Here is a 23331-nt window from a genome sequence, read left to right on the forward strand (position 1 = left end):
GTCACATTAATATCGCTCAGTACCAAAAATAATACCAACATTCTATATAGAACGCCATACACCTATATAACGCTCAATACCTGAAAAATGCCCAAAATAAAGGGCATACGGTCTATGACGGTATGCCCTAATATTGTGTTTGGTCGGAACGGCAGGATTTGAACCTGCGACCACTACACCCCCAGTGTAGTGCGCTACCAGACTGCGCTACGCCCCGAATGACTGCTATTTTACGCAAATTTACTTTTATTGCAAGGGCTATTTATTTTGTCCAAATACAGCCATCACATTTGACGCATAGCAGGCATTTTAGCCGAGCAGCTCTTTTAGGATCTGATTGACCTGTTGCGGATTAGCGCTACCGCGACTGGCTTTCATCACTTGCCCAACCAGACCATTAAAGGCTTTTTGTTTACCGCCGCGATACTCATCGACCATCGCTTCATTGTTAGCGATGACCTCTTCGACCATAGCCTTGATAGCACCTGTATCCGTCTCTTGCTTAAGACCTTTTTCTTCGATGATCTTATCAGCCGCATCGTCGCTACTGCCGCCTTCGTGGGCGTATAGCGCGCTAAAGACTTGTTTTGCCATTTTACCTGATAGCGTGTCATCATTGATACGAGCCAGCAGTACCGCCAGTTGCTTGGCGCTGATAGGGGAGCCTGTGATGTCTTGATCATCTTTATTGAGTGCACCGAGCAGATCACCCATGACCCAGTTTGCCGCCATTTTAGTATTGAGTGTACCAACTTCGGTAACGACGTCTTCGAAGTAATCGGCAAGCTCGCGGCTACCCGTCAAGATACGCGCGTCGTATTCTGATAATTCAAGCTCATTCTCAAACCGCGTTCGACGTGCTACAGGTAGCTCAGGCATTTCTTCTTTTATCTTATCGATAGTATGCTGATCGAGACGTACAGGAGTCAGATCAGGATCGGGGAAGTAGCGATAGTCATCAGCATTCTCTTTGGTACGCATGATACGCGTCTCATCAAGATCAGGATCATAGAGCATCGTCGCCTGCACCACTGTACCGCCATCCTCGATAATATCGATTTGACGCTCAATCTCACGATTGATAGCGCGCTCAATGAATCGAAATGAATTAAGGTTTTTCAGCTCAGTACGTGTGCCAAGCTCGCCGCTAGGCTGGCGTACCGACACGTTGCAATCGCAGCGAAACGAGCCTTCTGCCATCACCGCATCCGAGATACCCAGCCACGTGACCAGTTGATGAATGGCCTTGATGTAGGCGAGTGCCTCATGAGCTGAGCGCATGTCAGGTTCAGAGACGATTTCAATCAGTGGCGTACCCGCACGGTTGAGATCGACGCCCGTCATACCTTCAACCGCATCATGCACTGACTTGCCCGCATCTTCTTCTAAATGCGCGCGCGTGATACCCATGCGTTTGGGGTATTCATTTTTGTCGCCTTCATTGACGACTACATCGATATAGCCCTTGCCGACGATAGGGTGCGCCATTTGAGTGATTTGATAGCCTTTAGGCAAATCGGGATAAAAGTAGTTTTTACGATCAAAGGTATTGAACAGACCCAATTCTGCGTTGACGCCGATACCAAATTTCAACGCACGATCCAATACGCCTCTGTTTAACACAGGTAAGACACCTGGTAGACCCAAATCGACAATGCTCGCTTGCGAGTTTGGCTCATGACCAAAGTCGGTTGGCGCGTTAGAGAATATCTTACTTTCGGTATTAAGCTGGCAATGAATCTCAATGCCGATGACCACTTCATAGCCATCGACGAGCAGCTCTTTACGAGGCGCAAACTCTGTCATTTCCATTGTAAAATCCTATCAAAAATTAAAATAAATAATTATTAAGCTATAAAGTGTTACGGGTTAGTTGTTATCAATATTTGCAGCTAATCTCGCTTTTCGCTACTATCTGCTCATCTAAGCAAAGCGAGGGCTAGCGCTTGCCATGTCTCTTGCTCCGCGTAGCCATAGCAAAACCAAGCCCTCATAATGCGCTTATCCAAGCAGTATATCCGCTTCAATCAAGGCTAAACGACCTTGTTATCGTAAGGTTCGATATTCTCTAAAACCAATCAAGCTGTTTATGCTCAAGCTCTAGTAATGCCATTAACATAGGTTAGCGCGCAGCACATACTTTAGAGCATCAGTGATGATTCAACATCTGCTCGTAAGTGTCTTTGAAGATATCACTATCTCCGCCACTTTGATAATAGGCGGGGATAATATAAGTCACCAAAATCTTAAACTTGCCTTGTCTGTATAGGCTACTGACTAAAGGCTCAGCTTGTTCAGCATCCCCTTTTTCAAAACCATACGGAGCAATGACGTCCTCAAACTTAGCATAAAACGCTTCAAAAAAAGATTTACTATCTTCAAAGTTTTTATCAAAAAACGCCTCTAACGCTTTTAGCTCGGCTTTTAGAGCTTGCGCCTGATTTTCATCTAAGCCGATCTCTTGTTTTAACATCTCGATAACTGTCATCTTATATCCTTATTAGCGTTAATTTATGCTTATGCAAAACCGTATATGCTAATACGATCAGTGAGTTAGCTCTAGATAAACGTATTATACGCCCTCTTTGGCAATGAGTGAGTGTTGCAAATGATGATCGGTATGCTGCTGGAACAGATGCGCGGTGGCAAGCAGCTTACTCTCTTGCCAATATTGCCCAATTAACTGTAAACCTACAGGCAGACCTTCAGAGGTAAGACCAACAGGCTGGCTCAGTGCGGGCAGGCCTGCCAGATTGACCCCGATAGTATAGACATCGCCCAAATACATCGTCGCAGGGTCGAGGTTATCACTGAGCTTATAAGCAGCAGTCGGAGCAGTAGGACTGGCAATCACATCACAATTGGCAAAGGCCTCATCAAAGTCTTTGATAATAAGACGGCGAATCTTTTGCGCCTTAGTATAATAAGCATCGAAATAGCCTGCCGATAGCGCATAAGTCCCCGTCAAGATACGGCGCTGCACCTCAGGACCAAAACCCTCAGAGCGAGAGCGCGTATAGAGATCAGTCAAATCTTTGGGATTCTCACAGCGATAACCAAAGCGCACGCCATCGAAACGCGATAGGTTAGAGGAGGCCTCGGCAGGGGCAAGCATATAATAAGTGGCAAGAGTGATATCAGGATCGGTGATATTGACCTCTACGATCGTTGCACCTAGCTCTTCGTACTTTTGCAAAGCGGCTTTGACGGTTTGCTCGACTTCTTTATCAAGCCCTTTACCAAAGTACTCTTTTGCCACGCCAATACGCAAATCGGCAAACGGTTTGTCACCTGCTTTGGCCTGAGCCTCATTGAGGTCTTGTACATAGTCTGGGATATCGTGTTTGACTGAGGTGGCATCACGCTCGTCATAGCTGACCATAGGTTGAAGCAAGTATGCGCAGTCCATAGCGCTACGTCCCATGCTACCTGCTTGATCTAAACTTGACGCGTAGGCAATCATCCCAAAGCGTGAGACGCGGCCATAAGTCGGTTTGATACCGGTGAGTCCGCAAAACGAGGCAGGCTGGCGAATAGAGCCACCTGTATCGCTACCGGTGGCGACAGGGACGAAGCCTGCAGCGACGGCAGCGGCGCTACCACCAGAGGAGCCGCCTGGTACGCGCTCTAAATTCCAAGGGTTTTGTACGCTGCCGCAGTATGAGCTGCTATTGTCTGAGCCCATTGCAAACTCATCCATATTGAGCTTACCCAGGCTAATCATGCCGGCCTGATCAATGTTGGAGACGATTGTGGCATCATAAGGCGAGACAAAATTATGCAGCATTTTTGAGCCGCAAGTGGTGAGTACGCCTTGGGTACAAAAGATATCTTTGTGTGCCATTGGCATGCCTAGCAGCACTCGCTTATCCCCTTGCGCGCGTAGCTCGTCAGCGGCTTTTGCTTGGGCAAGTGCGGTCTGGGAGGTCGTAGTGATAAAGCTATTGACCTTGTTATCTAGCGCTTGTACACGTTTGATATAGTGCTCAGTTAATTCTGCGCTACTAAATTGCTTGTCTTGTAGACCTGTGATCAGTTGCTGGGTGCTTAAAAGATGAAGTTCAGACATAAGTCGTCGTCCGTTAGAGAAGGTAGATGTTGATGATAAAAATCAAAAAGTAACCGCTTATTCAATAACTTGCGGCACAAGATATAGACCGTTTTCGACAGCTGGCGCGACAGATTGGTTACGCGCGCGATCGATATCATGCTTGGCTATGTCAGCTCGAAAGTCTTGATAGACTTCATGAATGTTCGATAACGGTTTGATATCAGCAGTATCAACGCTCTCAAGCGTCTGCATCAGGGTCAAAACCTTACTGATTTCACTGGCATAACTGCTTGCAGTATCCTCATCGATACCCAAGCGCGCTAGGCGAGCCACTTCTATAATCTCTTGACGGCTAACATTGCTGTTATTAAGGTCAGCTTCGGGCGTTTGTTGTGACATAAAATCTCCGATTTAAGAACAGGATATAAAAGCTGGCAAAAATGACTACCTTTAAACGCGTCATAAACTTAGGCATAAAGGTATAGGTGTAATATGCGTTTATTATAAAGCATCTATCCCAACTTTACAGTCCTAGGTTTACAGGCCTAGCTTTACAAGGAGTCAGGCCGCCTAAGCTGAGTATTACGTTAATAGGAGTTTAGAGGCTAAAAGATTGATTTAATATCAAGGGTTTATATGCGCCAGCATTCAAGGTATGATAATGAGCAGTCAAAGTTGGGTGATTAATGATAGTGCTTTATCTACTATTTACTCGTATCTTGTTCAGATACTAGTATTTAGCAAGACGTTATTACTAGGTAGATGCAAATAGCGCTGTTTTTTTTAAGCCAAATCGGTATAATTTAGCCCAATTTAATCTTTGTTGTTTAGGTTCGACTTATTGGGTCGATAACTCTTGAGACTCATCAAGAAAATTAAAGGGTTAAAAGGCATTAAACCCTTTGACCAATACCAATAAGAACGACTTAGCCTCTCATTCGCCTCACCGTAAGACGCTGGATATATTAGTCATGAACCTGTTTGGATTTTTATCAAATAATATCGCAATCGATCTCGGTACTGCGAACACTTTAATTTTTATTCCTGGCAAAGGCGTTGTGCTCGATGAGCCAACCGTCGTCGCCTTGCGTAGCAATCGTACGCAAAATCCTACTGTAGCAGCTGTAGGTCTTGACGCCAAGCAAATGCTAGGTCGTACGCCTGCCAATATCACCGCTATTCGCCCGCTAAAAGATGGCGTGATTGCTGATTTTGAAGTCACGCAAAAGATGCTTAAGCACTTTATTGCCAAGGTAAAGGCCAAGCGTTTTATGGCGCAGCCTAACGTTGTCGTTTGTGTGCCTTGCAAATCTACTTTGGTTGAACGTAAAGCTATTCGCGAAGCAGTCTCATCAGCAGGCGCAAGCAAAGTACTACTGCTTGAGGAGCCGATGGCGGCAGCAATTGGTGCTGGCATGCCCGTTCACGAAGCAAGCGGCTCTATGGTCGTTGATATCGGCGGCGGCACGACAGAGATTGCAGTTATCGCGCTATCAGGCTGCGTGTATGCCGAATCGATTCGCATCGGTGGTGATATGTTTGATGAGGCTATTATTACCCATGTGCGCCGTACCCATGGCTGCGTTATTGGTGAGACGACTGCTGAGCGTATCAAAACAGAGGTGGGTTCAGCACTCAACGAAGACAGTCAATTAGAAGTAGAAGTGCGTGGACGTAGCATGGCAGAAGGCGTGCCCAAGACCTTTACTGTCAATTCAGAAGAAGTGCAAAAAGCCCTAAGCGATCCATTAAGCGGTATCGTCAGCGCTGTAAAAGCAGCGCTTGAGCAAACGCCGCCAGAGCTGTCATCAGACATCGCTGAGCGCGGTATCGTACTGACGGGCGGCGGCGCTCTGTTACGTGATTTGGACAAGCTTATCTCTAGAGAGACGGGTCTACCAGTGACCGTAGCCGAAGATCCTTTAACGTGTGTGAGCCGCGGTGGTGGTATTGCTCTTGAATTTATCAATAACAAAAGCCTAAATATGATTTTTGTATAAACGTTTTTAGCTTTTTTTAAATCTAACTAAGCATTTATTAAAGGTAGCCTGCTGTGCTGCCTTTAATGCCATCAACCCTGCTCTAAATACCTGATATTAGATCCTTATGACCCCAAGTATTTTTGCTCGCCAGCCTTTGTCACTGCGTATCACTGCAATTGCACTGATCGTCGCTTTGATATTGATGTGGTTTGATAGCAAAAATCCAGAATGGTTCAATCCTGTGCGTAATATCAGTCATGCAGCGATGCAACCTATTTACGAGTTATCTATACTACCAAGCTATGCGGTGCACTGGGTGTCAGGTCGCACTGAGTCAAAAGAAGTGTTGCGCCGCGAAAACGTACAGCTCAAATCACAACTACTGCATGCACAAGCCAAATTACAGCAGCAAGATTATATCTTAGCGCAAAACGCGCGCTTGCAAGGTATCTTGTCAACGACCAAGCCTGAGCAGTTTGACCTCAATCTGGCTCAGGTCATTGGTACTGATACCAACTTGCTTAAGCAGATTGTTGTGCTTAATAAAGGCAAGCAAGATGGCGTACAAGTGGGGCAAACGGTCATTGACGAAGACGGTATTTTGGGTCAAATCATCAACGTCTACCCCAATACCAGCCGCTTGTTACTGATTACCGATGAGCAGCAGTCTGTTGCGGTCACCATCAAGCGTACTGGCCAGCGCGCTATTGTCACAGGCAAGGGTATACCGACTGCACTACATCTCAATTATGTGTTCAAAACCTCAGATGTCCGCGTGGGCGATGAGCTGATCTCATCTGGTTTAGGCGGACGTATTCCAGCAGGGTATCGCGTCGGGCGCATTGCTTTAATAAAAGACACGCAAGCGGATAACTTTAGAAGTATCGAGGTGACGCCCGCTGCCAACTTCGTTGACAATGCTTATGTACTCATTTTGCAAGATAAAATGACAGATACTCAGCGCTTTTCACTACCGCAGACGGACGCTACGCTAAATACTGAGCCAAATATTGAAATAGGGTCTACAGACAATATGGCGGCGACTAATGAGACTTTGCAGCCAACCACCAATTAAATCGGTATCGAACAAGCATATAAACTTCTGCTCTGATTTATAGCGGTTTTGGCCATCACTAACCAATGATTGCTATACAACTGATGTAGGTAAGCTCATGGCGTATCCAGATTCTGAACAACCCACCTCTCTTTTGCTACTAGCAATCGTTTCAAGCTTCGTTGTCGCCTCCTCACTTGTGGTCTATCCCCTAAATTCAAGCATGGCAACCTTGCGTCCTATGGTCATGATCATGGTGCTCATATTTTGGTTGCTCTTTCAGCCGCGTTACGTAGGGGTTTTTACCGCTTTTCTTATTGGTATTATAGCCGATTTGCTTATGGATACGCGCTTAGGTCAGCAAGCATTTGCAGCGGTTGTTGTCGCCTTTTTTACTAAGATAAGTAGCATCTATATCAAAGAGCTTAGAACGAGCAGCGCTTGGTTGTTAGCATCAGCGGCGCTTATAATATTTCAGCTCAACTTATGGCTACTTCAGATGTTTACCCAAGGCGTGTTTGTCGCTCAATCTGCGTTCTCTTTACTGATGAGTATCGTCAGCTGGCCATTAGTATTACTGATATTACGCAAATTTGTACGTTAAGACGTCTCAAGCTTTTAAACTTCAAAAATAAAGAGAGCAGTGATGGATATCATTTTGGCTTCAGGATCGCCGCGTCGCCGTGAACTATTAGCGAGTGTCTCACTAGAGTTTAGCGTTATGGCGGTAGATGTTGATGAAACGCCCAAAGACAATGAGTCGCCAACCGCGTACATCGAGCGTATGGTCGTCATCAAAGCGCAAGCGGCGATAGCGCAGCTTAGTGTTGAGAGGAACAATGCAGGCGATAATAAAGCGTTTATTATTCTAACTGCCGATACCATTGGCGTATTGCCTGATGGTCAGACGGTACTGGTCAAACCAAGCGATTATGCGCACGCTTGTAGTATGTGGCAGCAGATGTCTGACAATACTCATGAAGTTTGGACTTGCGTACAGGCAACCCACGTTTTATTAACCAAAAATAAGGGTCAGGGCAGCGAGATAGGCACTACTCAATTGGATATAAAGCTAGTAAGCCTGCACCAAATTATGGAGCGTACTCAAGTGACATTTGTTCCATTAACTCAAGATATGATGAGCGCATACTGGAACACCGGCGAGCCTGCTGACAAAGCTGGGGCTTATGGTATTCAAGGATTAGCAGCTGCTTGGGTCACTCGTATCAATGGCAGCTATACCAATGTCGTCGGCTTACCGCTTGCACAAACGCTTGCATTAATTGATGATATAAAAAAGTTGAATTGATAGCTATGGATTGAAGTGCACATAATGATACGCAGGGTTATGGGCAAGGCTCAGCCCCATTTGCTACACTAGAGCATATTTCGTTATTAAATAAAGAGAACAGAGGTTATGTCAGAAGAGCTGCTAATCAATATCAGTCCTATGGAATCGCGCGTAGCAGTTTTAGATAGTGGAATACTGGGTGAGATCTATATTGAGCGTCATCATAAGCTAGGTCTCGTTGGTAATATATATCTAGGTACCGTTGTACGCGTACTACCAGGAATGCAAGCGGCTTTTATTGATATTGGTCAGTCGCGCACCGCCTTTTTGCACGTCAACGATATGCAACGTTTGCCGTCAACGAGCACAAAAAAACCTGCAAGCGAAACCATCAAAGACACCGCTGACAATACAACGACCACTGACGATAGTGAAGCGCTAATAGATACTACCAAAAGTAAAACAGCTATAGCAGCAGAGAGTCTCGCCATGTCGCCACCAGTGGTGAGCGCGCGCAGCACAGATATTACGCCTGTCTCCGCCAAAGTGCTTATTCAGCACCGATTACATGAATCTCAGCGTATTCTTGTACAAGTCACCAAAGATCAGCTCGGCAGTAAAGGTGCTCGATTAACGACTAATATCTCTTTGCCTTCGCGTTACCTAGTGTACCTGCCATCAAGCGATCATATCGGTATATCACAGCGTATCGATGGGGAGGAGGAACGCACGCGTTTAAAGACTGAGCTGACAAGTCTTATGCAAACGGTCAATCTAAGAGGTGGACTCATTGCGCGTACTGCTGCCGAGCGCGTACCTGTGGATAAGCTAGAGGAAGATATCTACTACCTAGTACAATTGTGGCGTACTATTTGCGCGCGTCACAAAGAGTCCACCGCTCATCAAAGCTCAGAGCTGATTTATCAAGAGCTATCATTACCGATACGCGCTATCCGCGATTTAGTGCATACCGATACCGAAAAAGTCATCATTGATAATAGTCAGATATATGAGCAAGTACGCCACTTTGCCAAATCTTTTGTGCCTTTTATTTATGATCGTATTGTTCACTATACCGCAGAGCAGGCGCTGTTTGATGTGCACCGCGTCGAGGATGACCTGCGTGATGCCCTAAAACGCCGCGTTGATCTAAAGTCAGGCGGTTATCTGATTATTGATCAGACCGAAGCTATGACGACCATTGATGTCAACACCGGCTCATTTGTTGGTGGTCGCTCCTTAGAGGATACGGTTTACAAAACCAATTTAGAGGCCACTCATGCTATCGCCCGCCAGCTGCGTCTGCGTAACTTGGGCGGGATTATCATTCTTGATTTTATCGATATGCTCGAGCAAGAGCATAAAGACGACGTACTTGAGAGCTTACAGTCCAAGCTTGCACAAGATTATGCCAAGACCAATATCACCCAAGTCAGTGAGCTTGGCTTAGTTGAGATGACCCGTAAGCGTACCCGTGAGTCGCTAGGGCAGCAATTGTGCGAGCCTTGTTCGACCTGTCAAGGACGCGGCTTTATCAAAACCGCAGAGACGGTATGCTTTGAGATTTTCCGCGAGATTATGCGCTGCGCTCGCACTTATAATTCCCCAAAGAAGTTCACCGTAGTCGCTCATGCAGCAGTCATAGATCTGCTATTAACCTCAGAGGCTGACACAGTTGCCGAGCTTGAGTATCTCCTTGGGCGAGTCATTACTTTTGAGGTCGAGAACTTGTATAATCAAGAGCAATATGACATTGTACTTGACTAACAAAGCAGTTGTTGCTTGCGTTATAAGTCTCAAAGATATAAGCGTCAAAAGTTATCTTTATGACGACTCACCACTGGTAAATAGACGCGTTTTATCTTATATTTTAAGTAAAAGCAGGGGCCATTGCCTATATTGTCCTTGCAATGACTTATATACTATGTATAATACACACCACTGAATTACAAGAGCGCCGCTTAGCAAGTTGCTGGCGCTATGACAGCTAGAGCATCGTTTCTAGCACTATTTCATATGCCTTTACTGATTTCCATATTAATAGGAGATTCGGTTGGGCTTTAAACTATTTTACTTTTGGTCGTTGCTTGTTTTGATAAAGAACAGATAACTATCTTGAGTGAATATTTAATTAAACGGCTTTTGGTCATCACCTTGTTTTGCAAGAATGACGAAAACATATATTAGGAGCTTGCTGGCATGGCTAACCAGAGAATCCGTATCAGACTCAAATCTTTTGACCATCGCCTGATTGATCAGTCGGCGCAAGAGATTGTCGATACTGCAAAGCGCACCGGTGCGCAAGTTTGTGGTCCTGTACCGTTGCCGACTCGCATTGAGCGCTTCGACGTTCTAACCTCACCACACGTCAACAAAGACGCGCGTGATCAGTACGAGATTCGTACTCACAAGCGTATGGTTGATATCGTTCAGCCAACTGACAAAACTGTGGATGCGCTGATGAAGTTAGATCTAGCGGCGGGTGTTGACGTTCAAATTGCTTTGGGCTAACACACACCCAACCCATTAATAAGATATAAAGAGGTTTAAAATGGCGATCGGTTTAGTCGGTAAAAAATGCGGCATGACCCGTGTCTTCACTGAAGCAGGTGCGTCTACCCCTGTAACCGTGATTGAGGTCGATGCAAACCGCATTACTCAAGTAAAAAATGAAGATACAGATGGCTATCAAGCCATCCAAATCACCACAGGCACTCGTCGTGACAGCCGCGTAACTGCAGCTCAAAAAGGACATTTTGCCAAAGCTGGCGTAAAAGCGGGCCGTGGTGTTTGGGAATTTCGTGCTACCGAGGGTGACCTTGAGGGTCGCGAAATCGGTGGTGAGATCTTAGCTGACTTGTTCGAAGTAGGTCAGATGGTCGATGTCACAGGACAAAGCAAAGGTAAAGGCTTTCAGGGTCCAGTTAAGCGTCACAACTTTAGCATGCAAGATGCTACTCATGGTAACTCAGTTTCTCACCGTGCCCATGGTTCAACTGGTCAAAACCAGTCACCAGGTAAAGTATTTAAAGGTAAGAAAATGGCAGGCCAGATGGGTAACAAACGTGTTACGGTTCAAGGCTTAGAAGTGGTCTCGGTTGATGCCGAAAAAGGATTGCTGGTCATTAAGGGTGCAATCCCTGGTGCTACCGGTGGCGATGTCATCGTGCGTCCGTCAATCAAAGCCTAAGCAAGGGGATTAACGTGGATTTAAAAACAGTTACAGGTGCGGCAGTTGAACTTTCTGACACAGCGTTTGGTCGTGAATTCAATGAAGCATTAGTGCATCAAGTCGTCACCGCTTATTTAGCGGGCGGACGCCAAGGTACACGTGCACAAAAAACCCGTGCCGAAGTTTCTGGCGGTGGCATCAAGCCATGGCGCCAAAAAGGTACTGGTCGCGCTCGTGCAGGCTCTATTCGTAGCCCAATCTGGCGTTCTGGTGGTCGCGCATTTGCCGCAAAACCACAAGACTGGTCACAAAAAGTTAACCGCAAAATGTATCGCGGTGCTATGCAGTGCATTCTTGCTGAATTAGTACGTCAAGAGCGTCTAATTTTAGTTGAAGAGATTAGTGTTTCTGCACCTAAGACCAAAGAGCTGATCGCTAAGTTAAATGATTTAGGCGCACCTCGTGCCCTAATCGTCACGACAAACATTGACGAAAATTTATACCTAGCCGCCCGTAATATTCCACATGTCAATGTACTAGGTACAAGTGAAGTGGATCCAGTGAGCTTGATCGCCTTTGATAAAGTGATCATGTCAGTTGAAGCTGCGAAACAATTTGAGGAAGCACTAGCATGAATAACGCAAGACTTTATCAGATCCTAAGAGGACCTGTCTTCTCAGAAAAATCTCAAATGCTTGGCGACTCACTTGGTGTACAAGTATTCAAAATTGATTCTAATGCTACTAAGCTAGAAGTCAAAAAAGCAGTTGAGCTCATGTTTGAAGGTGTTGAAGTCACCAAAGTAAACACTTTGAACGTTAAAGGTAAGACGAAGCGTTTTGGTAAAAGCATCGGTCGTCGTAATGACTACAAAAAAGCCTATGTTACCTTAAAAGCTGGTCAAGATGTACAAATGGCTGATGCTGGTGAAGAGGTTGCAAGCGCAACTGATTCTACTAGTGAAACAGCGAACAACGAATAAGGATTACACTCATGCCTATCGTAAAAGCAAAGCCAACATCACCCGGCCGTCGTTTTGTTGAAAAAGTAGTGCATCCACACCTGTATAAAGGTCGTCCGTATGCACCGCTCCTAGAATCAAAAAGTAAGTCAGGTGGTCGTAACAACAATGGCCGTATTACTACTCGCCATATCGGCGGTGGTCACAAGCAGCATTATCGTATTATTGACTTCAAACGTACTAAAGACAATATCCCAGCTACGGTCGAGCGTATTGAATACGATCCTAACCGTACTGCTCATATTGCACTTCTTAAGTACGCTGATGGCGAACGCCGTTATATCATCGCTGCCAAAAAACAAGCGGTTGGTGATACTGTGATGTCAGGTGAAAACTCACCTATTCGTCCAGGCAACTGTTTACCGCTCAAAAACATACCTTTAGGTACTGTGATCCATAATATCGAGCTTAAAATCGGTAAAGGCGCACAGATGGCTCGCTCTGCGGGTACAAGCGTACAGTTATTGGGTCGTGACGGTATTTACGCTATTTTGCGTATGCGTTCAGGTGAAACTCGCCGTGTACACGTCAACTGCCGTGCCGTTATCGGTGAAGTCTCTAACACTGAGAATAACCTAAAATCACTTGGTAAAGCCGGTGCATCACGTTGGCGCGGTATTCGCCCATCAGTTCGTGGTGTCGCGATGAACCCAGTTGATCACCCGCATGGTGGTGGTGAAGGTCGTAACAAAGGTCGCCATCCAACCAGCCCTTGGGGTCAGAAGTCTAAAGGACTTAAAACGCGTAGCAATAAGCGTACTGACAATATGATCATCCGCCGTCGCGCCAAGAAGAAATAAAGGAAGAATTTCATGCCTCGTTCATTGAAAAAAGGTCCATTCATAGACGCGCACCTGTTTGCCAAAGTTGAAGCTGCAATTGATGCCAACTCACGCAAACCTATTAAGACTTGGTCGCGCCGCTCGATGATTTTGCCACAAATGGTTGGCCTAACTTTATCTGTTCATAATGGTCGTACTCACGTACCTGTCATTATCAGCGAACAGATGGTTGGTCATAAACTAGGTGAATTTGCCCCGACTCGTACGTATCGTGGTCATGGCATTGACAGAAAAGCTAAGAGATAAGGTGCTTACCATGGAAGTAACTGCAAAATTACGCGGTGCCGCCATCTCGGCACAAAAAGTTAGACTCGTTGCTGATGAAGTTCGTGGCAAGCCCATTGAGCGTGCTCTGGATATCCTAACGTATAGCAATAAAAAAGGCGCTGTGTTTGTTAAGAAATGTCTTAACTCAGCCATCGCCAATGCCGAGCATAATCATGGCCTAGATATTGACGACCTAAAAGTCGCTACTATCTACGTTGATGAAGGCATTACGCTAAAACGTATCCTACCACGTGCAAAAGGTCGCGCTGATCGTATCAGCAAGCGTACCTGTCACATCACTATAAAGGTAGGAGAATAAGTTATGGGTCAAAAAGTACATCCAATCGGAATTCGTCTTGGTGTTGTCAAAAAGCATAACGCAAACTGGTATGCTGATCCTAAACAGTACTCAGAATACCTCATCAACGACATTCAAGTTCGTGAGTATCTACGCAAAAAGCTAGATAGCGCTATGATCAGTAACATCATGATCGAGCGTCCTACTGGCGCTGCTAAAATTACCATCGCCACTGCGCGTCCTGGTATTGTTATCGGTAAGAAAGGCGAAGATATCGAAAGACTTCAAAAAGAATTGACCAAAATTATGGGCGTACCTGCTCAGGTCAACATTGAAGAGATCACATCACCTGATCTAGATGCTCGTCTCGTTGCTGATGGTATTGGTAGCCAGCTTGAGCGTCGTGTTATGTTCCGCCGTGCTATGAAGCGCGCCGTACAGAACAGCATGCGCTCTGGTGCTAAAGGTATCAAAGTTGAGTTGTCAGGCCGTCTTGGCGGTGCTGAGATTGCTCGTACTGAATGGTACCGTGAAGGCCGCGTGCCATTACATACACTACGCGCTGATATTGACTATGCGTCAGTACGTGCAGAAACAACTTACGGCACCATCGGTGTGAAAGTTTGGATCTTCCGCGGAGAAATCCTTGACGGTATGAACAGTGTTTATAATCCGGTCAAAGAAGAGCCTCGTGCGCCAAAACGCCGTGGCCGTGGTGGAAACCGTCGAAACTCAGACAGAGGTTAAACTATGTTACAGCCAAAACGTACCAAGTTTCGCAAAATGCATAAAGGTCGTAACACAGGGCTCGCTCATCGTGGAAGCACCGTTGCATTCGGACAAATTGGTCTAAAATCTTTGACGCGTGGTCGTATGACAGCTCGTCAAATCGAAGCAGCACGTCGTACCATTACTCGTAGAATCAAACGTGGTGGTAAGATTTGGATTCGCGTATTCCCAGACAAACCTATTACCAACAAGCCATTAGAAGTACGTATGGGTAAAGGTAAAGGTCCAGTTGAATATTGGGTATGTGAGATCAAACCTGGTAAAGTGCTATATGAAATCGAAGGGGTTTCAGAAGAGCTTGCTCGCGATGCTCTAACGCTTGCAGCAGCCAAACTGCCCTTTAAAACTACCATTGTTAAGCGGACGATAATGTAATGAAGATCAGTGAATTACGTGATAAATCATTAGAAGAGCTGACCGGGTTACTTGATGAAAAGCAACTTGATGCTTTCCGTATTCGTATGGCTAAAGCAACAGGTCAGTTGGGGAATACCCATGAAGTCAGAGGCAATCGTCGCACGATTGCCCAGATTCAGACTTTGATCAACGAGAAACAACGAGGCGACTCATGAGCGAAAACAATCAAACAGCCACCAACGCTAGCGTATTGACAGGACGAGTTGTCAGCGACAAGATGGACAAGTCCATCACAGTTTTGATTGAGCGTCTGGTTCGTCATCCTTTGTATGGCAAACAGCTTCGTCGTTCTACCAAAATCAAAGCCCATGATGAAGACAACGTTTGCCAACAAGGCGATCTTGTCCGTATCAAAGAGACACGTCCAATCTCAAAAACTAAGTCTTGGACTTTAGTTGATGTGGTTGAAAAAGTAGAAAAAATCTAAGTAAATTGCATTGAATACCAGAAGCTGTTAAAATACCCGCCTTTTTAAGGATGCTGATTGCGCTTGCCGTAATCGCTCACTTATGAGTAAGGCGCTATTTATACCAAAATGCCGTCTACTCATTCTGTGCTAGCGGCAGCAACTGGTTTTTATTGCTCATACCTGTGGAGTAACGCTATGATTCAGGTTGAATCTATGCTGGAAGTTGCAGACAATAGCGGTGCAAGACGAGTTCAGTGCATTAAAGTACTGGGTGGTTCTCATCGTCGTTACGCATCTGTCGGCGATATTATCAAGATTACGGTTAAAGAAGCTATTCCTCGCGGTCGTGTCAAAAAAGGCGACGTGATGAATGCAGTAGTTGTACGTACCAAAAAAGGCGTTCGTCGCCCTGATGGTTCGGTTATTCGTTTTGATGACAATGCTGCGGTATTGCTCAACCAAAACAAAGCACCGATTGCAACTCGTATTTTTGGACCGGTAACTCGTGAACTACGTGGTGATCAGTTTATGAAAATTGTATCCCTAGCACCAGAAGTATTGTGAGGTAACCCATGGCTAAATTACGAAAAGGCGACACAGTTATTGTTATTGCTGGTAAAGATAAAGGCAAACAAGGTACTGTTCAAGCTGTAAAAAACGATCGTATTAAAGTTGAAGGCATCAACATCGTCACTAAACATCAGAAGCCAAATCAGGCAACTGGCGTTGAGGGTGGCATTGTTAAGCAAGAAGCTTTTTTGCATATCTCAAACGTCGCGATTTTAAATGCGCAAACCCAAAAAGCAGACCGTATTACTTATCAGACGAATGATGAAGGCGTCAAACAACGCGTTTATCGTTCAAATGGTGAAGTTGTGGCGACTGCGTAAGACACTAAGGGTGTAATGGTAATGGCAAGATTAAAGACTTTATATAACCAAGAACTAAAGCAACAGATCAAAGAAGAACTTGATTTAGCTAACGTGATGCAAGTGCCTAAAATCACTAAGATCACACTTAATATGGGTGTGGGCGGTGCGTCTCAAGACAAGAAATTGCTTGAAGGTGCGGTAGCTGACATGATCGCAATTGCTGGTCAAAAGCCTGTTGTTACTAAAGCTCGTAAGTCAGTTGCTGGCTTTAAGATTCGTGAAGAATGGCCGATTGGCTGTAAAGTAACGCTTCGCGGTGAGCAAATGTACGAATTTTTAGATCGTCTCATTGCTATTGCGATTCCTCGTATTCGTGACTTTCGCGGTTTTTCACCTAAAGCCTTTGACGGACGTGGTAACTACTCTTTAGGTATTAAAGAGCAGATCGTATTCCCAGAAATCGAATATGATAAAATTGATCGTATTCGCGGTATGGATGTAACGATCACCACCTCTGCAGGTAATGATGAAGAAGGTCGTGCGTTACTCAAAGCATTCGGCTTCCCATTTAAATAAGGTAAAGACGTTATGGCAAAGAAGAGCATGATTAATCGCGAATTAAAGCGCGAAAAAATGGTTGCTAAATATGCTGAGAAGCGTATTAAGCTAAAAGAGACTATCAGTGATGTCAACGCAAGTGACGAAGAGCGTATGGATGCTATGTTAGAGCTTCAGTCTCTACCACGTAACGCATCTCCAGTACGTCTGCGTAATCGCTGTGCTATCACTGGTCGCCCTCATGGTTACTACCGTAAGTTTGGCTTATCTCGCAACATGTTGCGTGAGCGTGTCATGCAAGGTGATGTACCTGGTGTTCGTAAAGCAAGCTGGTAAGGAGTAAGACATGAGTATGCAAGATACTGTTGCTGATATGCTAACCCGTATTCGTAACGCGCAAATGGCGAACAAAGTATCGGTTGCGATGCCAAGCTCAAAGCTACGCAAATCAATCGCTGATCTATTAGTTAGCGAAGGTTATGTGGCAAACGCAACTGTTACTCAAGAAGATAACAATAAAGCGACGTTGTCTATTGAATTAAAATACTTCGAAGGCAAACCTGTCATCGAAACTATTCAACGCTTTAGCCGTCCTGGTCTGCGCCAGCATCGCGGTAAAGATAACATCCCAACTGTTAAGCAAGGTATGGGTGTTGCTATCGTATCAACCAGTCAAGGCATCATGAGTGATCGTGCTGCACGCGCTGCTGGTATCGGTGGCGAAATCGTTGCTTTTGTTGCTTAATATTTGGTTATCAAATATTAAGTTACTAAGCAACTAAGATACCACTTAGGCCTTATTGTTTATTGCTATTCTATTGAGGACAGCAATAAACAAAGCACCATCAGATGCAATAATGCTTTTTTAGTTAATAGCAATTGATAGGTGCTAGGCAAGCTTAATTATGATAAACTAGCACGCTTTTTAGCCTGTTAGTTTTTTCGCTATTATCTTCTCCTATTTTTATTGATGATAATTGGCTAACAGAAGAAGTTAATTTTTTAAGGAATATTCCTATGTCTCGTGTGGCTAAAGCCCCAGTAACCTTGCCAAACGGCGTTAGTGTTACTTTGAACGATCGGCAGGTCGAAGTGAAAGGCAAGAACGGTACTTTGTCTTTACACCTGCATGAATTGGTCGAGCTGAAACAGGAAGATGATGCTATCATTCTCTCACCTACAGTCGATTCAAAAGAAGCCATGATGCATACTGGCACCGTACGCGCCTTACTTAACAACCATGTTATCGGCGTAACCGAAGGCTTTGAAAAACGTCTTCAACTCATCGGTGTTGGTTATCGTGCTCAAGCTACTAGTGATAAAGTAACCTTGAACGTCGGTTATTCACATCCAGTAGAGTATACGTTGCCAGAGAGTGTGTCGGCCGAAACCCCAACGCAAACTGAAATTGTTTTAAAATCAAACAATAAGCAGCAGCTTGGTCAAGCCGCGGCAAATATCCGCGCCTTCCGTCCACCAGAGCCTTATAAAGGTAAAGGTATTCGTTATAGTGACGAGCACGTGATTCGCAAAGAAGCCAAGAAAAAATAAGGTGAGTTGAAATGTTTGATAAAAAAGCAGCTCGTCTGCGTCGAGCTAAGAAAACCCGTGCGCATATCAGATTTTTGGGCGTTCATCGTCTAACCGTCACTCGCACGCCAAAGCATATGTATGCCCAGATTATCTCTCCAAGTGGTGGTGAAGTGATCGCTCAGGCATCTACACTAGATAGCAGTCTGCGTTCAGGTGCAACTGGCAACACTGATGCTGCGACATCTGTAGGCCAAATGATCGCAGAACGTGCAAAAGCAGCTGGTATTACCAAAGTTGCCTTTGATCGTAGCGGTTTTAAATATCATGGTCGAGTAAAAGCTTTAGCTGAAGCTGCTCGCGAAAACGGATTGGAGTTTTAATCATGGCTAGAAATAATGACAAAAATGAACCTTCAGACGGTTTAGTAGAGCGTCTAGTCACCGTTGATCGCGTTGCAAAAGTGGTCAAAGGTGGTCGTATCTTTTCATTCACAGCTTTAACCGTTGTGGGTGATGGTAATGGTCGCGTTGGTTTTGGACGTGGTAAAGCACGTGAAGTCCCAGCGGCTATTCAAAAAGCTCTAGAAGCGGCGAAGCGTAATATGATCACAGTGGAGCTTAACGAAGCCACTTTGTATCATCCGATCAAAGCCCGTCATGGCGCAAGTAAAGTCTATATGCAACCTGCATCTGAAGGTACTGGCGTTATCGCTGGTGGCGCAATGCGTGCTGTATTAGAAGTTGCTGGTGTCAAAGACGTTTTGACTAAGTGTTATGGCTCTACCAATACTGCTAACGTTGTTCGCGCAACATTTAACGGTTTACGTGATATGTCAACTCCAGAAAAGATGGCAGCAAAACGTGGTAAATCTGTAGACGAAATTTTGGGCTAACCTTTAGTAGATAGGACTAGGTGAATATTGATGAAAACAATGAAAGTCACTCAAGTAAAATCAGGTGCCCATCGCCTCAAGAGCCACAAAGCTAGCTTGAAAGGATTGGGTTTACGCCGTATTAACCATACTGTAGAAGTTGAAGATACCCCATCAACTCGTGGCATGGTCAATCGCGTTAACTACATGGTAAAAGTGGAGGAAGCGTAATGGGTCTTAGATTAAACGAATTATCACCAGGCGTTGGCGCAAAGAAAACTGCCCAACGTCGTGGTCGCGGTATCGGTTCAGGTCTTGGTAAAACAGGCGGCCGCGGTGTGAAAGGTCAAAAATCACGTTCAGGTTCTAGCGTACGCTCAGGATTTGAGGGTGGTCAAATGCCTTTGTACCGTCGTCTACCAAAATTTGGCTTTACTAGTAAAATGGCAATGACTACGGCTGAAGTCCGTCTGTCTGAGCTTAACAAAATTGACGGTGATGTAGTCAGCTTAGAGACGCTTAAAGCGGCTAACCTTGTCCGCCGTGATATGAAGCGTGCTCGCGTTATGCTATCAGGCGAAGTCACTAAAGCTTTTACCTTTAAAGGTATCAAAGTGACTAAAGGCGCTAAGCAGGCAATCGAAGCTGCTGGTGGTAGTATCGAGGAGTAGTAACGTGTCAAAGCAATCAATGTCATCGACTGGTATACCGCTTAATCCTTTCGCCTTTATACGCAAGTATGATGAGCTCTGGACGCGCTTACTATTTTTGATCGGTGCGTTGATTGTTTATCGTTTAGGGTCACATATTCCTGTTCCTGGTATCAACCCTGTCAATTTAGCTGATTTATTTTCGCGTAATGAAAACACCATTTTGAGCATGTTCAATATGTTCTCAGGTGGTGCTTTAGAGCGTATGTCTATTATGGCGCTCGGCATTATGCCTTATATCTCTGCCTCTATTATTGTACAGATGATGTCAGCAGTCGTTCCGTCGCTTGAAGCGCTCAAAAAAGACGGTGAGGCTGGACGTCGCAAGCTAAACAAGTATACCCGTCAAGGCACCCTTGCTTTAGCTTTAGTGCAGTCGCTTGGAATGTGTGCAGGATTGATCAGTCAGAACTTGACGTTATCTAGCGGTCTTACCTTTTATATACCGGCGGTGACCTCATTGGTAGCGGGCGCTATGTTCTTGATGTGGCTTGGTGAGCAGATCACAGAGCGCGGCGTGGGTAATGGTATCTCAATGCTTATTTTTGCAAGCATTGTCGCAGGTACCCCTGGCATGATTTCACAATCTATTGAACAGGTCAATCAGGGTCAGATGAATCTGATTGTACTCTTTATCTTTGTTATATTAGGCATCGCGGTAACCGCGGGTATCGTTTATATTGAACGTGCTCAGCGTCGTGTTCCTGTTAACTATGCACAAAAGCAGCAGCAAGGCCGCAAAATATACGCTCAGCAGCAATCACATTTGCCACTGAAAATAAACATGGCAGGGGTTATCCCTGCTATTTTTGCCAGCTCCTTGTTACTGTTTCCAGCAAGTTTGGGTCAATGGGTAGGTCATTCAACCGATCCTACCTTTGTGCAAAAGATACTACAAAATATGGCACTAGTGTTGTCTCCTGGACAGCCGTTATATTTAGTACTGTTTGGTGCGATGATTATTTTCTTTTGTTATTTTTATACGGCATTAGTTTTTAGTCCTCGTGAAGTCGCCGAAAACCTTAAACGAAGCGGTGCGTATATCCCAGGTATTCGTCCCGGACAACAAACTCAGCGTTATCTTGATCACGTATTAAATCGATTAACTTTCATCGGCGCGATGTATATGACGGTTATTTGTTTGATGCCTATGGTCATCCAGTCAGGTTTTGGTGTGCCATTTAATCTTGGTGGTACATCACTATTGATTATGGTAGTAGTGGTAATGGATTTCATTTCGCAGATTCAAGCGCATTTGATGACGCATCAATACCACGATCAGACGTTAATTCAGTCGCCCACTCAGCCATAAACTGAGCGGCGTGATATTTCAAGGAGCATGCGATGAAAGTTCAAGCATCAGTAAAAAAGATTTGTGGTAGCTGTAAAGTAGTTCGCCGTAAAGGTCGTGTACATATTATTTGTACTGCTGAACCTCGCCACAAGCAACGTCAAGGTTAATTGACTAACGAAGATTTATTGTTAAATCAATTAACACTTGAAAAAACGCGGCGGATGCGATATCATCCGCCACTTGCCGTAGTTCATACCTTTTTATTTGTTTCATTTTATGACGCGTATCGATTGAAAGATTATACGAGTTTTAAAGCATACAGATCTTTAGGTGTTAACAGCAATAATTTTGGAAAACAACATATCGTCTAAACAAACGATATCTGTTTTTCTTTGATGGAGAAATAAATGGCTCGTATTGCCGGTGTCAACATTCCGGATAATAAGCATGCTGTTATTTCACTAACTTACATCTTTGGTGTAGGTCGTACCACTGCTCAGAAAATCTTAGAAGCAGTTGGCATTGCCCCTACTACTAAAGTCAGTCAGTTAGATGATACACAGTTAGATGCTATCCGTGCACAAATTGCAGAATACATGACTGAAGGTGACCTTCGTCGTGAAGTGTCAATGAATATCAAGCGCTTGGTTGATCTTGGTTGTTACCGTGGCATTCGCCATCGTCGTAACTTACCAGTAAGAGGTCAAAACACCAAGAATAACGCTCGTACTCGTAAGGGTCCGACACGCCCTCTCAAAAGATAATTAACTTAGGAAGCTAAAAGATGGCTAAAGACACTCGTAGTCGCAAAAAAGTGGCTCGTCGTTCAGTATCGGAGGGCATTGCCCACATCCATGCGTCTTTTAATAACACCATTGTAACGATTACCGATCGTCAAGGTAATGCACTGGCTTGGGCCACCTCAGGTGGACAAGGCTTCCGTGGTTCACGTAAATCTACACCATTTGCAGCTCAGGTTGCAGCTGAAGTCGCTGGTAAAGCGGCTCAGGAATACGGTGTTAAGAATATCGACGTTTTGGTCAAAGGACCAGGACCGGGTCGTGAGTCTGCGGTAAGAGCACTAGGTGCATTGGGTTATAAAGTGAACAGCATCTCTGATGTGACCCCAATTCCACACAATGGTTGCCGTGCGCCGAAAAAGCGCCGCGTCTAATACTAAAGACGAAGCTTTTTATCATAAAAGCTTATAGGAGACATAAACATGGCCCGTTATATTGGACCAAAACTAAAGTTATCACGTCGTGAAGGCACTGACCTAGGTCTTAAATCTGGTGTTAAACCTTATGACGTTAAGACCAAAAAAGCTGGTCGTCCACCAGGTCAACATGGCGTTAGCCGTAACAAGACTTCGGAATACGCTTTACAGCTGCGTGAAAAGCAGAAAGTTAAGCGTATTTATGGTGTGCTTGAGCGTCAGTTCGCAAACTACTATAAAGAAGCTGCTCGCAAACGCGGCGCTACAGGTGAGAACTTGCTAGCTATGCTTGAGAGCCGTATCGATAACGTCGTATACCGTATGGGCTTTGGCTCAACTCGTGCAGAAGCGCGTCAGTTGGTCAGTCACCGCACTGTCATGCTTAAAAAAGCAGGTCGTGATGAGTTTGTTCGTGTGAACATTCCATCAATCCAGTTGCAAGATGGTGACGTTATCGCTATTCAAGAAAAATCTCGCGAACAGCTACGTATCAAGAACGCTATTGAGCTTGCCACGCAGCGCGGTATTCCAGAATGGCTAGATGTTGATCACAGCAAATTACAAGGCACGTTTAAACAAGCGCCTGATCGCATTGATCTTCCTGCTGAAATCAACGAAAGCTTGATCGTTGAGCTATACTCAAAATAAGTGATACCTTAGCATATCTACTGATTCGGTCAGTGG

General features: G+C 45.0%; 35 protein-coding genes and 1 tRNA gene. 31 read left to right on the plus strand and 5 right to left on the minus strand.

What is annotated here, in order from left to right:
• Positions 1-140: 140 nt before the first annotated feature.
• The 5 genes from ACTXGE_RS06535 to gatC all read right to left on the minus strand — a co-directional run bounded on the left by ACTXGE_RS06535 (position 141) and on the right by gatC (position 4450).
• A tRNA-Pro gene (locus tag ACTXGE_RS06535) sits at positions 141-217 on the minus strand.
• A gap of 92 nt (positions 218-309) precedes the next feature.
• Entirely contained in the window at positions 310-1806 is a 1497-nt protein-coding gene (gatB, locus tag ACTXGE_RS06540) for an Asp-tRNA(Asn)/Glu-tRNA(Gln) amidotransferase subunit GatB (protein ID WP_443542655.1), read from the minus strand.
• Between the two features lie 343 nt (positions 1807-2149).
• Positions 2150-2488, minus strand: a complete 339-nt coding sequence (locus ACTXGE_RS06545; protein ID WP_443542577.1) for a hypothetical protein — start codon at positions 2486-2488, stop codon at positions 2150-2152.
• An 84-nt stretch (positions 2489-2572) separates the two neighbouring features.
• Positions 2573-4069, minus strand: a complete 1497-nt coding sequence (gatA, locus tag ACTXGE_RS06550) for an Asp-tRNA(Asn)/Glu-tRNA(Gln) amidotransferase subunit GatA (protein ID WP_443542576.1) — start codon at positions 4067-4069, stop codon at positions 2573-2575.
• A 57-nt stretch (positions 4070-4126) separates the two neighbouring features.
• Positions 4127-4450, minus strand: coding sequence for an Asp-tRNA(Asn)/Glu-tRNA(Gln) amidotransferase subunit GatC (gene gatC / locus ACTXGE_RS06555; protein ID WP_317200596.1), 324 nt, complete (start codon positions 4448-4450; stop codon positions 4127-4129).
• A gap of 563 nt (positions 4451-5013) precedes the next feature.
• Here gatC and ACTXGE_RS06560 point away from each other — a divergent pair.
• The 31 genes from ACTXGE_RS06560 (at position 5014) to rpsD (ending at position 23295) form a co-directional block, all read left to right on the plus strand.
• A complete protein-coding gene (locus tag ACTXGE_RS06560) occupies positions 5014-6051 on the plus strand; it encodes a rod shape-determining protein (protein WP_317200661.1) in 1038 nt (345 codons plus the stop codon).
• A 106-nt stretch (positions 6052-6157) separates the two neighbouring features.
• A complete protein-coding gene (gene mreC, locus ACTXGE_RS06565) occupies positions 6158-7108 on the plus strand; it encodes a rod shape-determining protein MreC (RefSeq protein WP_443542574.1) in 951 nt (316 codons plus the stop codon).
• 97 nt (positions 7109-7205) lie between these two features.
• Positions 7206-7691 carry a rod shape-determining protein MreD gene (gene mreD / locus ACTXGE_RS06570; protein ID WP_317200598.1) on the plus strand — a complete coding sequence of 162 codons (486 nt, stop codon included), beginning with the start codon at positions 7206-7208 and terminating at the stop codon, positions 7689-7691.
• 42 nt (positions 7692-7733) lie between these two features.
• Positions 7734-8396: a Maf family protein gene (locus ACTXGE_RS06575; RefSeq protein ID WP_443542572.1), complete on the plus strand. Its 663-nt coding sequence runs from the start codon at positions 7734-7736 to the stop codon at positions 8394-8396.
• 108 nt (positions 8397-8504) lie between these two features.
• Positions 8505-10145 carry an Rne/Rng family ribonuclease gene (locus ACTXGE_RS06580; RefSeq protein ID WP_443542571.1) on the plus strand — a complete coding sequence of 547 codons (1641 nt, stop codon included), beginning with the start codon at positions 8505-8507 and terminating at the stop codon, positions 10143-10145.
• Positions 10146-10577: 432 nt separating this feature from the next.
• Entirely contained in the window at positions 10578-10889 is a 312-nt protein-coding gene (rpsJ, locus tag ACTXGE_RS06585; RefSeq protein WP_025644420.1) for a 30S ribosomal protein S10, read from the plus strand.
• Between the two features lie 40 nt (positions 10890-10929).
• Positions 10930-11568 (plus strand): 50S ribosomal protein L3, encoded by a 639-nt coding sequence (rplC, locus tag ACTXGE_RS06590; protein ID WP_317200601.1) that lies wholly within the window; start codon positions 10930-10932, stop codon positions 11566-11568.
• A 14-nt stretch (positions 11569-11582) separates the two neighbouring features.
• Complete coding sequence (gene rplD, locus ACTXGE_RS06595) at positions 11583-12185, plus strand: 50S ribosomal protein L4 (protein ID WP_435950369.1); 603 nt, start codon at positions 11583-11585, stop codon at positions 12183-12185.
• Positions 12182-12532 carry a 50S ribosomal protein L23 gene (gene rplW / locus ACTXGE_RS06600; RefSeq protein WP_317200603.1) on the plus strand — a complete coding sequence of 117 codons (351 nt, stop codon included), beginning with the start codon at positions 12182-12184 and terminating at the stop codon, positions 12530-12532. The genes rplD and rplW overlap by 4 nt, the downstream gene beginning before the upstream one ends.
• Before the next feature lie 11 nt (positions 12533-12543).
• The gene (rplB, locus tag ACTXGE_RS06605) at positions 12544-13371 is read left to right on the plus strand and encodes a 50S ribosomal protein L2 (RefSeq protein WP_317200604.1); all 828 of its coding nucleotides are present in this window, start codon (positions 12544-12546) and stop codon (positions 13369-13371) included.
• 12 nt (positions 13372-13383) lie between these two features.
• Positions 13384-13659, plus strand: a complete 276-nt coding sequence (rpsS, locus tag ACTXGE_RS06610; protein WP_317200605.1) for a 30S ribosomal protein S19 — start codon at positions 13384-13386, stop codon at positions 13657-13659.
• Positions 13660-13669: 10 nt separating this feature from the next.
• Entirely contained in the window at positions 13670-13999 is a 330-nt protein-coding gene (rplV, locus tag ACTXGE_RS06615; RefSeq protein WP_025644408.1) for a 50S ribosomal protein L22, read from the plus strand.
• Between the two features lie 3 nt (positions 14000-14002).
• The gene (rpsC, locus tag ACTXGE_RS06620; RefSeq protein ID WP_435950370.1) at positions 14003-14725 is read left to right on the plus strand and encodes a 30S ribosomal protein S3; all 723 of its coding nucleotides are present in this window, start codon (positions 14003-14005) and stop codon (positions 14723-14725) included.
• 3 nt (positions 14726-14728) lie between these two features.
• Positions 14729-15142 carry a 50S ribosomal protein L16 gene (gene rplP, locus ACTXGE_RS06625; RefSeq protein WP_443542567.1) on the plus strand — a complete coding sequence of 138 codons (414 nt, stop codon included), beginning with the start codon at positions 14729-14731 and terminating at the stop codon, positions 15140-15142.
• A complete protein-coding gene (gene rpmC / locus ACTXGE_RS06630; RefSeq protein WP_317200607.1) occupies positions 15142-15339 on the plus strand; it encodes a 50S ribosomal protein L29 in 198 nt (65 codons plus the stop codon). Before rplP ends, rpmC begins: the two co-directional genes overlap by 1 nt.
• On the plus strand, positions 15336-15611 hold the full coding sequence (gene rpsQ / locus ACTXGE_RS06635) for a 30S ribosomal protein S17 (protein ID WP_317200608.1): 276 nt from the start codon (positions 15336-15338) through the stop codon (positions 15609-15611). The genes rpmC and rpsQ overlap by 4 nt, the downstream gene beginning before the upstream one ends.
• Before the next feature lie 177 nt (positions 15612-15788).
• Positions 15789-16157, plus strand: coding sequence for a 50S ribosomal protein L14 (gene rplN, locus ACTXGE_RS06640; protein WP_317200662.1), 369 nt, complete (start codon positions 15789-15791; stop codon positions 16155-16157).
• A gap of 8 nt (positions 16158-16165) precedes the next feature.
• Entirely contained in the window at positions 16166-16483 is a 318-nt protein-coding gene (gene rplX / locus ACTXGE_RS06645; RefSeq protein WP_317200609.1) for a 50S ribosomal protein L24, read from the plus strand.
• A 21-nt stretch (positions 16484-16504) separates the two neighbouring features.
• Entirely contained in the window at positions 16505-17041 is a 537-nt protein-coding gene (rplE, locus tag ACTXGE_RS06650; RefSeq protein ID WP_317200610.1) for a 50S ribosomal protein L5, read from the plus strand.
• 12 nt (positions 17042-17053) lie between these two features.
• A complete protein-coding gene (gene rpsN, locus ACTXGE_RS06655; protein WP_317200611.1) occupies positions 17054-17359 on the plus strand; it encodes a 30S ribosomal protein S14 in 306 nt (101 codons plus the stop codon).
• Positions 17360-17369: 10 nt separating this feature from the next.
• Positions 17370-17768 (plus strand): 30S ribosomal protein S8, encoded by a 399-nt coding sequence (gene rpsH, locus ACTXGE_RS06660; RefSeq protein WP_317200612.1) that lies wholly within the window; start codon positions 17370-17372, stop codon positions 17766-17768.
• A gap of 272 nt (positions 17769-18040) precedes the next feature.
• Complete coding sequence (gene rplF, locus ACTXGE_RS06665) at positions 18041-18574, plus strand: 50S ribosomal protein L6 (protein ID WP_317200613.1); 534 nt, start codon at positions 18041-18043, stop codon at positions 18572-18574.
• Between the two features lie 11 nt (positions 18575-18585).
• Complete coding sequence (gene rplR, locus ACTXGE_RS06670; RefSeq protein ID WP_317200614.1) at positions 18586-18936, plus strand: 50S ribosomal protein L18; 351 nt, start codon at positions 18586-18588, stop codon at positions 18934-18936.
• A gap of 2 nt (positions 18937-18938) precedes the next feature.
• Positions 18939-19448, plus strand: a complete 510-nt coding sequence (rpsE, locus tag ACTXGE_RS06675; RefSeq protein WP_317200615.1) for a 30S ribosomal protein S5 — start codon at positions 18939-18941, stop codon at positions 19446-19448.
• Between the two features lie 30 nt (positions 19449-19478).
• On the plus strand, positions 19479-19658 hold the full coding sequence (gene rpmD / locus ACTXGE_RS06680; protein ID WP_201623017.1) for a 50S ribosomal protein L30: 180 nt from the start codon (positions 19479-19481) through the stop codon (positions 19656-19658).
• Positions 19658-20098, plus strand: coding sequence for a 50S ribosomal protein L15 (gene rplO, locus ACTXGE_RS06685; protein ID WP_443542562.1), 441 nt, complete (start codon positions 19658-19660; stop codon positions 20096-20098). Before rpmD ends, rplO begins: the two co-directional genes overlap by 1 nt.
• A 19-nt stretch (positions 20099-20117) precedes the next feature.
• Positions 20118-21449, plus strand: a complete 1332-nt coding sequence (gene secY / locus ACTXGE_RS06690) for a preprotein translocase subunit SecY (protein WP_317200663.1) — start codon at positions 20118-20120, stop codon at positions 21447-21449.
• 32 nt (positions 21450-21481) lie between these two features.
• Entirely contained in the window at positions 21482-21598 is a 117-nt protein-coding gene (gene rpmJ, locus ACTXGE_RS06695) for a 50S ribosomal protein L36 (protein ID WP_010196721.1), read from the plus strand.
• 240 nt (positions 21599-21838) lie between these two features.
• The gene (gene rpsM, locus ACTXGE_RS06700; RefSeq protein ID WP_317200618.1) at positions 21839-22195 is read left to right on the plus strand and encodes a 30S ribosomal protein S13; all 357 of its coding nucleotides are present in this window, start codon (positions 21839-21841) and stop codon (positions 22193-22195) included.
• A gap of 20 nt (positions 22196-22215) precedes the next feature.
• Positions 22216-22605, plus strand: a complete 390-nt coding sequence (gene rpsK / locus ACTXGE_RS06705; RefSeq protein WP_010196728.1) for a 30S ribosomal protein S11 — start codon at positions 22216-22218, stop codon at positions 22603-22605.
• Positions 22606-22653: 48 nt separating this feature from the next.
• The gene (rpsD, locus tag ACTXGE_RS06710) at positions 22654-23295 is read left to right on the plus strand and encodes a 30S ribosomal protein S4 (RefSeq protein ID WP_317200619.1); all 642 of its coding nucleotides are present in this window, start codon (positions 22654-22656) and stop codon (positions 23293-23295) included.
• Positions 23296-23331 lie beyond the last annotated feature (36 nt).

Source organism: Psychrobacter sp. T6-4 (genome assembly GCF_052258425.1).
Taxonomy (GTDB): domain Bacteria; phylum Pseudomonadota; class Gammaproteobacteria; order Pseudomonadales; family Moraxellaceae; genus Psychrobacter.

Excerpts from the sequence above, each read along its gene's own strand:
- ACTXGE_RS06575 (WP_443542572.1), top strand. The coding sequence starts at position 7,734 with ATGGATATCATTTTGGCTTCAGGATCGCCGCGTCGCCGTGAACTATTA.
- rpsH (WP_317200612.1), top strand. The coding sequence starts at position 17,370 with ATGAGTATGCAAGATACTGTTGCTGATATGCTAACCCGTATTCGTAAC.
- rplO (WP_443542562.1), top strand. The coding sequence starts at position 19,658 with ATGGGTCTTAGATTAAACGAATTATCACCAGGCGTTGGCGCAAAGAAA.
- rpsC (WP_435950370.1), top strand. The coding sequence starts at position 14,003 with ATGGGTCAAAAAGTACATCCAATCGGAATTCGTCTTGGTGTTGTCAAA.
- ACTXGE_RS06580 (WP_443542571.1), top strand. The coding sequence starts at position 8,505 with ATGTCAGAAGAGCTGCTAATCAATATCAGTCCTATGGAATCGCGCGTA.
- rpsM (WP_317200618.1), top strand. The coding sequence starts at position 21,839 with ATGGCTCGTATTGCCGGTGTCAACATTCCGGATAATAAGCATGCTGTT.
- gatB (WP_443542655.1), bottom strand. The coding sequence starts at position 1,806 with ATGACAGAGTTTGCGCCTCGTAAAGAGCTGCTCGTCGATGGCTATGAA.
- rplW (WP_317200603.1), top strand. The coding sequence starts at position 12,182 with ATGAATAACGCAAGACTTTATCAGATCCTAAGAGGACCTGTCTTCTCA.
- rpsN (WP_317200611.1), top strand. The coding sequence starts at position 17,054 with ATGGCAAAGAAGAGCATGATTAATCGCGAATTAAAGCGCGAAAAAATG.
- gatA (WP_443542576.1), bottom strand. The coding sequence starts at position 4,069 with ATGTCTGAACTTCATCTTTTAAGCACCCAGCAACTGATCACAGGTCTA.
- rpsS (WP_317200605.1), top strand. The coding sequence starts at position 13,384 with ATGCCTCGTTCATTGAAAAAAGGTCCATTCATAGACGCGCACCTGTTT.
- gatC (WP_317200596.1), bottom strand. The coding sequence starts at position 4,450 with ATGTCACAACAAACGCCCGAAGCTGACCTTAATAACAGCAATGTTAGC.
- secY (WP_317200663.1), top strand. The coding sequence starts at position 20,118 with ATGTCATCGACTGGTATACCGCTTAATCCTTTCGCCTTTATACGCAAG.
- rplE (WP_317200610.1), top strand. The coding sequence starts at position 16,505 with ATGGCAAGATTAAAGACTTTATATAACCAAGAACTAAAGCAACAGATC.
- rpsE (WP_317200615.1), top strand. The coding sequence starts at position 18,939 with ATGGCTAGAAATAATGACAAAAATGAACCTTCAGACGGTTTAGTAGAG.
- rpsJ (WP_025644420.1), top strand. The coding sequence starts at position 10,578 with ATGGCTAACCAGAGAATCCGTATCAGACTCAAATCTTTTGACCATCGC.
- rpmJ (WP_010196721.1), top strand. The coding sequence starts at position 21,482 with ATGAAAGTTCAAGCATCAGTAAAAAAGATTTGTGGTAGCTGTAAAGTA.
- rplV (WP_025644408.1), top strand. The coding sequence starts at position 13,670 with ATGGAAGTAACTGCAAAATTACGCGGTGCCGCCATCTCGGCACAAAAA.
- rplP (WP_443542567.1), top strand. The coding sequence starts at position 14,729 with ATGTTACAGCCAAAACGTACCAAGTTTCGCAAAATGCATAAAGGTCGT.
- rpsD (WP_317200619.1), top strand. The coding sequence starts at position 22,654 with ATGGCCCGTTATATTGGACCAAAACTAAAGTTATCACGTCGTGAAGGC.
- mreC (WP_443542574.1), top strand. The coding sequence starts at position 6,158 with ATGACCCCAAGTATTTTTGCTCGCCAGCCTTTGTCACTGCGTATCACT.
- rplN (WP_317200662.1), top strand. The coding sequence starts at position 15,789 with ATGATTCAGGTTGAATCTATGCTGGAAGTTGCAGACAATAGCGGTGCA.
- ACTXGE_RS06545 (WP_443542577.1), bottom strand. The coding sequence starts at position 2,488 with ATGACAGTTATCGAGATGTTAAAACAAGAGATCGGCTTAGATGAAAAT.
- rplF (WP_317200613.1), top strand. The coding sequence starts at position 18,041 with ATGTCTCGTGTGGCTAAAGCCCCAGTAACCTTGCCAAACGGCGTTAGT.
- rplX (WP_317200609.1), top strand. The coding sequence starts at position 16,166 with ATGGCTAAATTACGAAAAGGCGACACAGTTATTGTTATTGCTGGTAAA.
- rpsK (WP_010196728.1), top strand. The coding sequence starts at position 22,216 with ATGGCTAAAGACACTCGTAGTCGCAAAAAAGTGGCTCGTCGTTCAGTA.
- rpmC (WP_317200607.1), top strand. The coding sequence starts at position 15,142 with ATGAAGATCAGTGAATTACGTGATAAATCATTAGAAGAGCTGACCGGG.
- rplC (WP_317200601.1), top strand. The coding sequence starts at position 10,930 with ATGGCGATCGGTTTAGTCGGTAAAAAATGCGGCATGACCCGTGTCTTC.
- mreD (WP_317200598.1), top strand. The coding sequence starts at position 7,206 with ATGGCGTATCCAGATTCTGAACAACCCACCTCTCTTTTGCTACTAGCA.
- rpsQ (WP_317200608.1), top strand. The coding sequence starts at position 15,336 with ATGAGCGAAAACAATCAAACAGCCACCAACGCTAGCGTATTGACAGGA.
- rpmD (WP_201623017.1), top strand. The coding sequence starts at position 19,479 with ATGAAAACAATGAAAGTCACTCAAGTAAAATCAGGTGCCCATCGCCTC.
- rplB (WP_317200604.1), top strand. The coding sequence starts at position 12,544 with ATGCCTATCGTAAAAGCAAAGCCAACATCACCCGGCCGTCGTTTTGTT.
- rplR (WP_317200614.1), top strand. The coding sequence starts at position 18,586 with ATGTTTGATAAAAAAGCAGCTCGTCTGCGTCGAGCTAAGAAAACCCGT.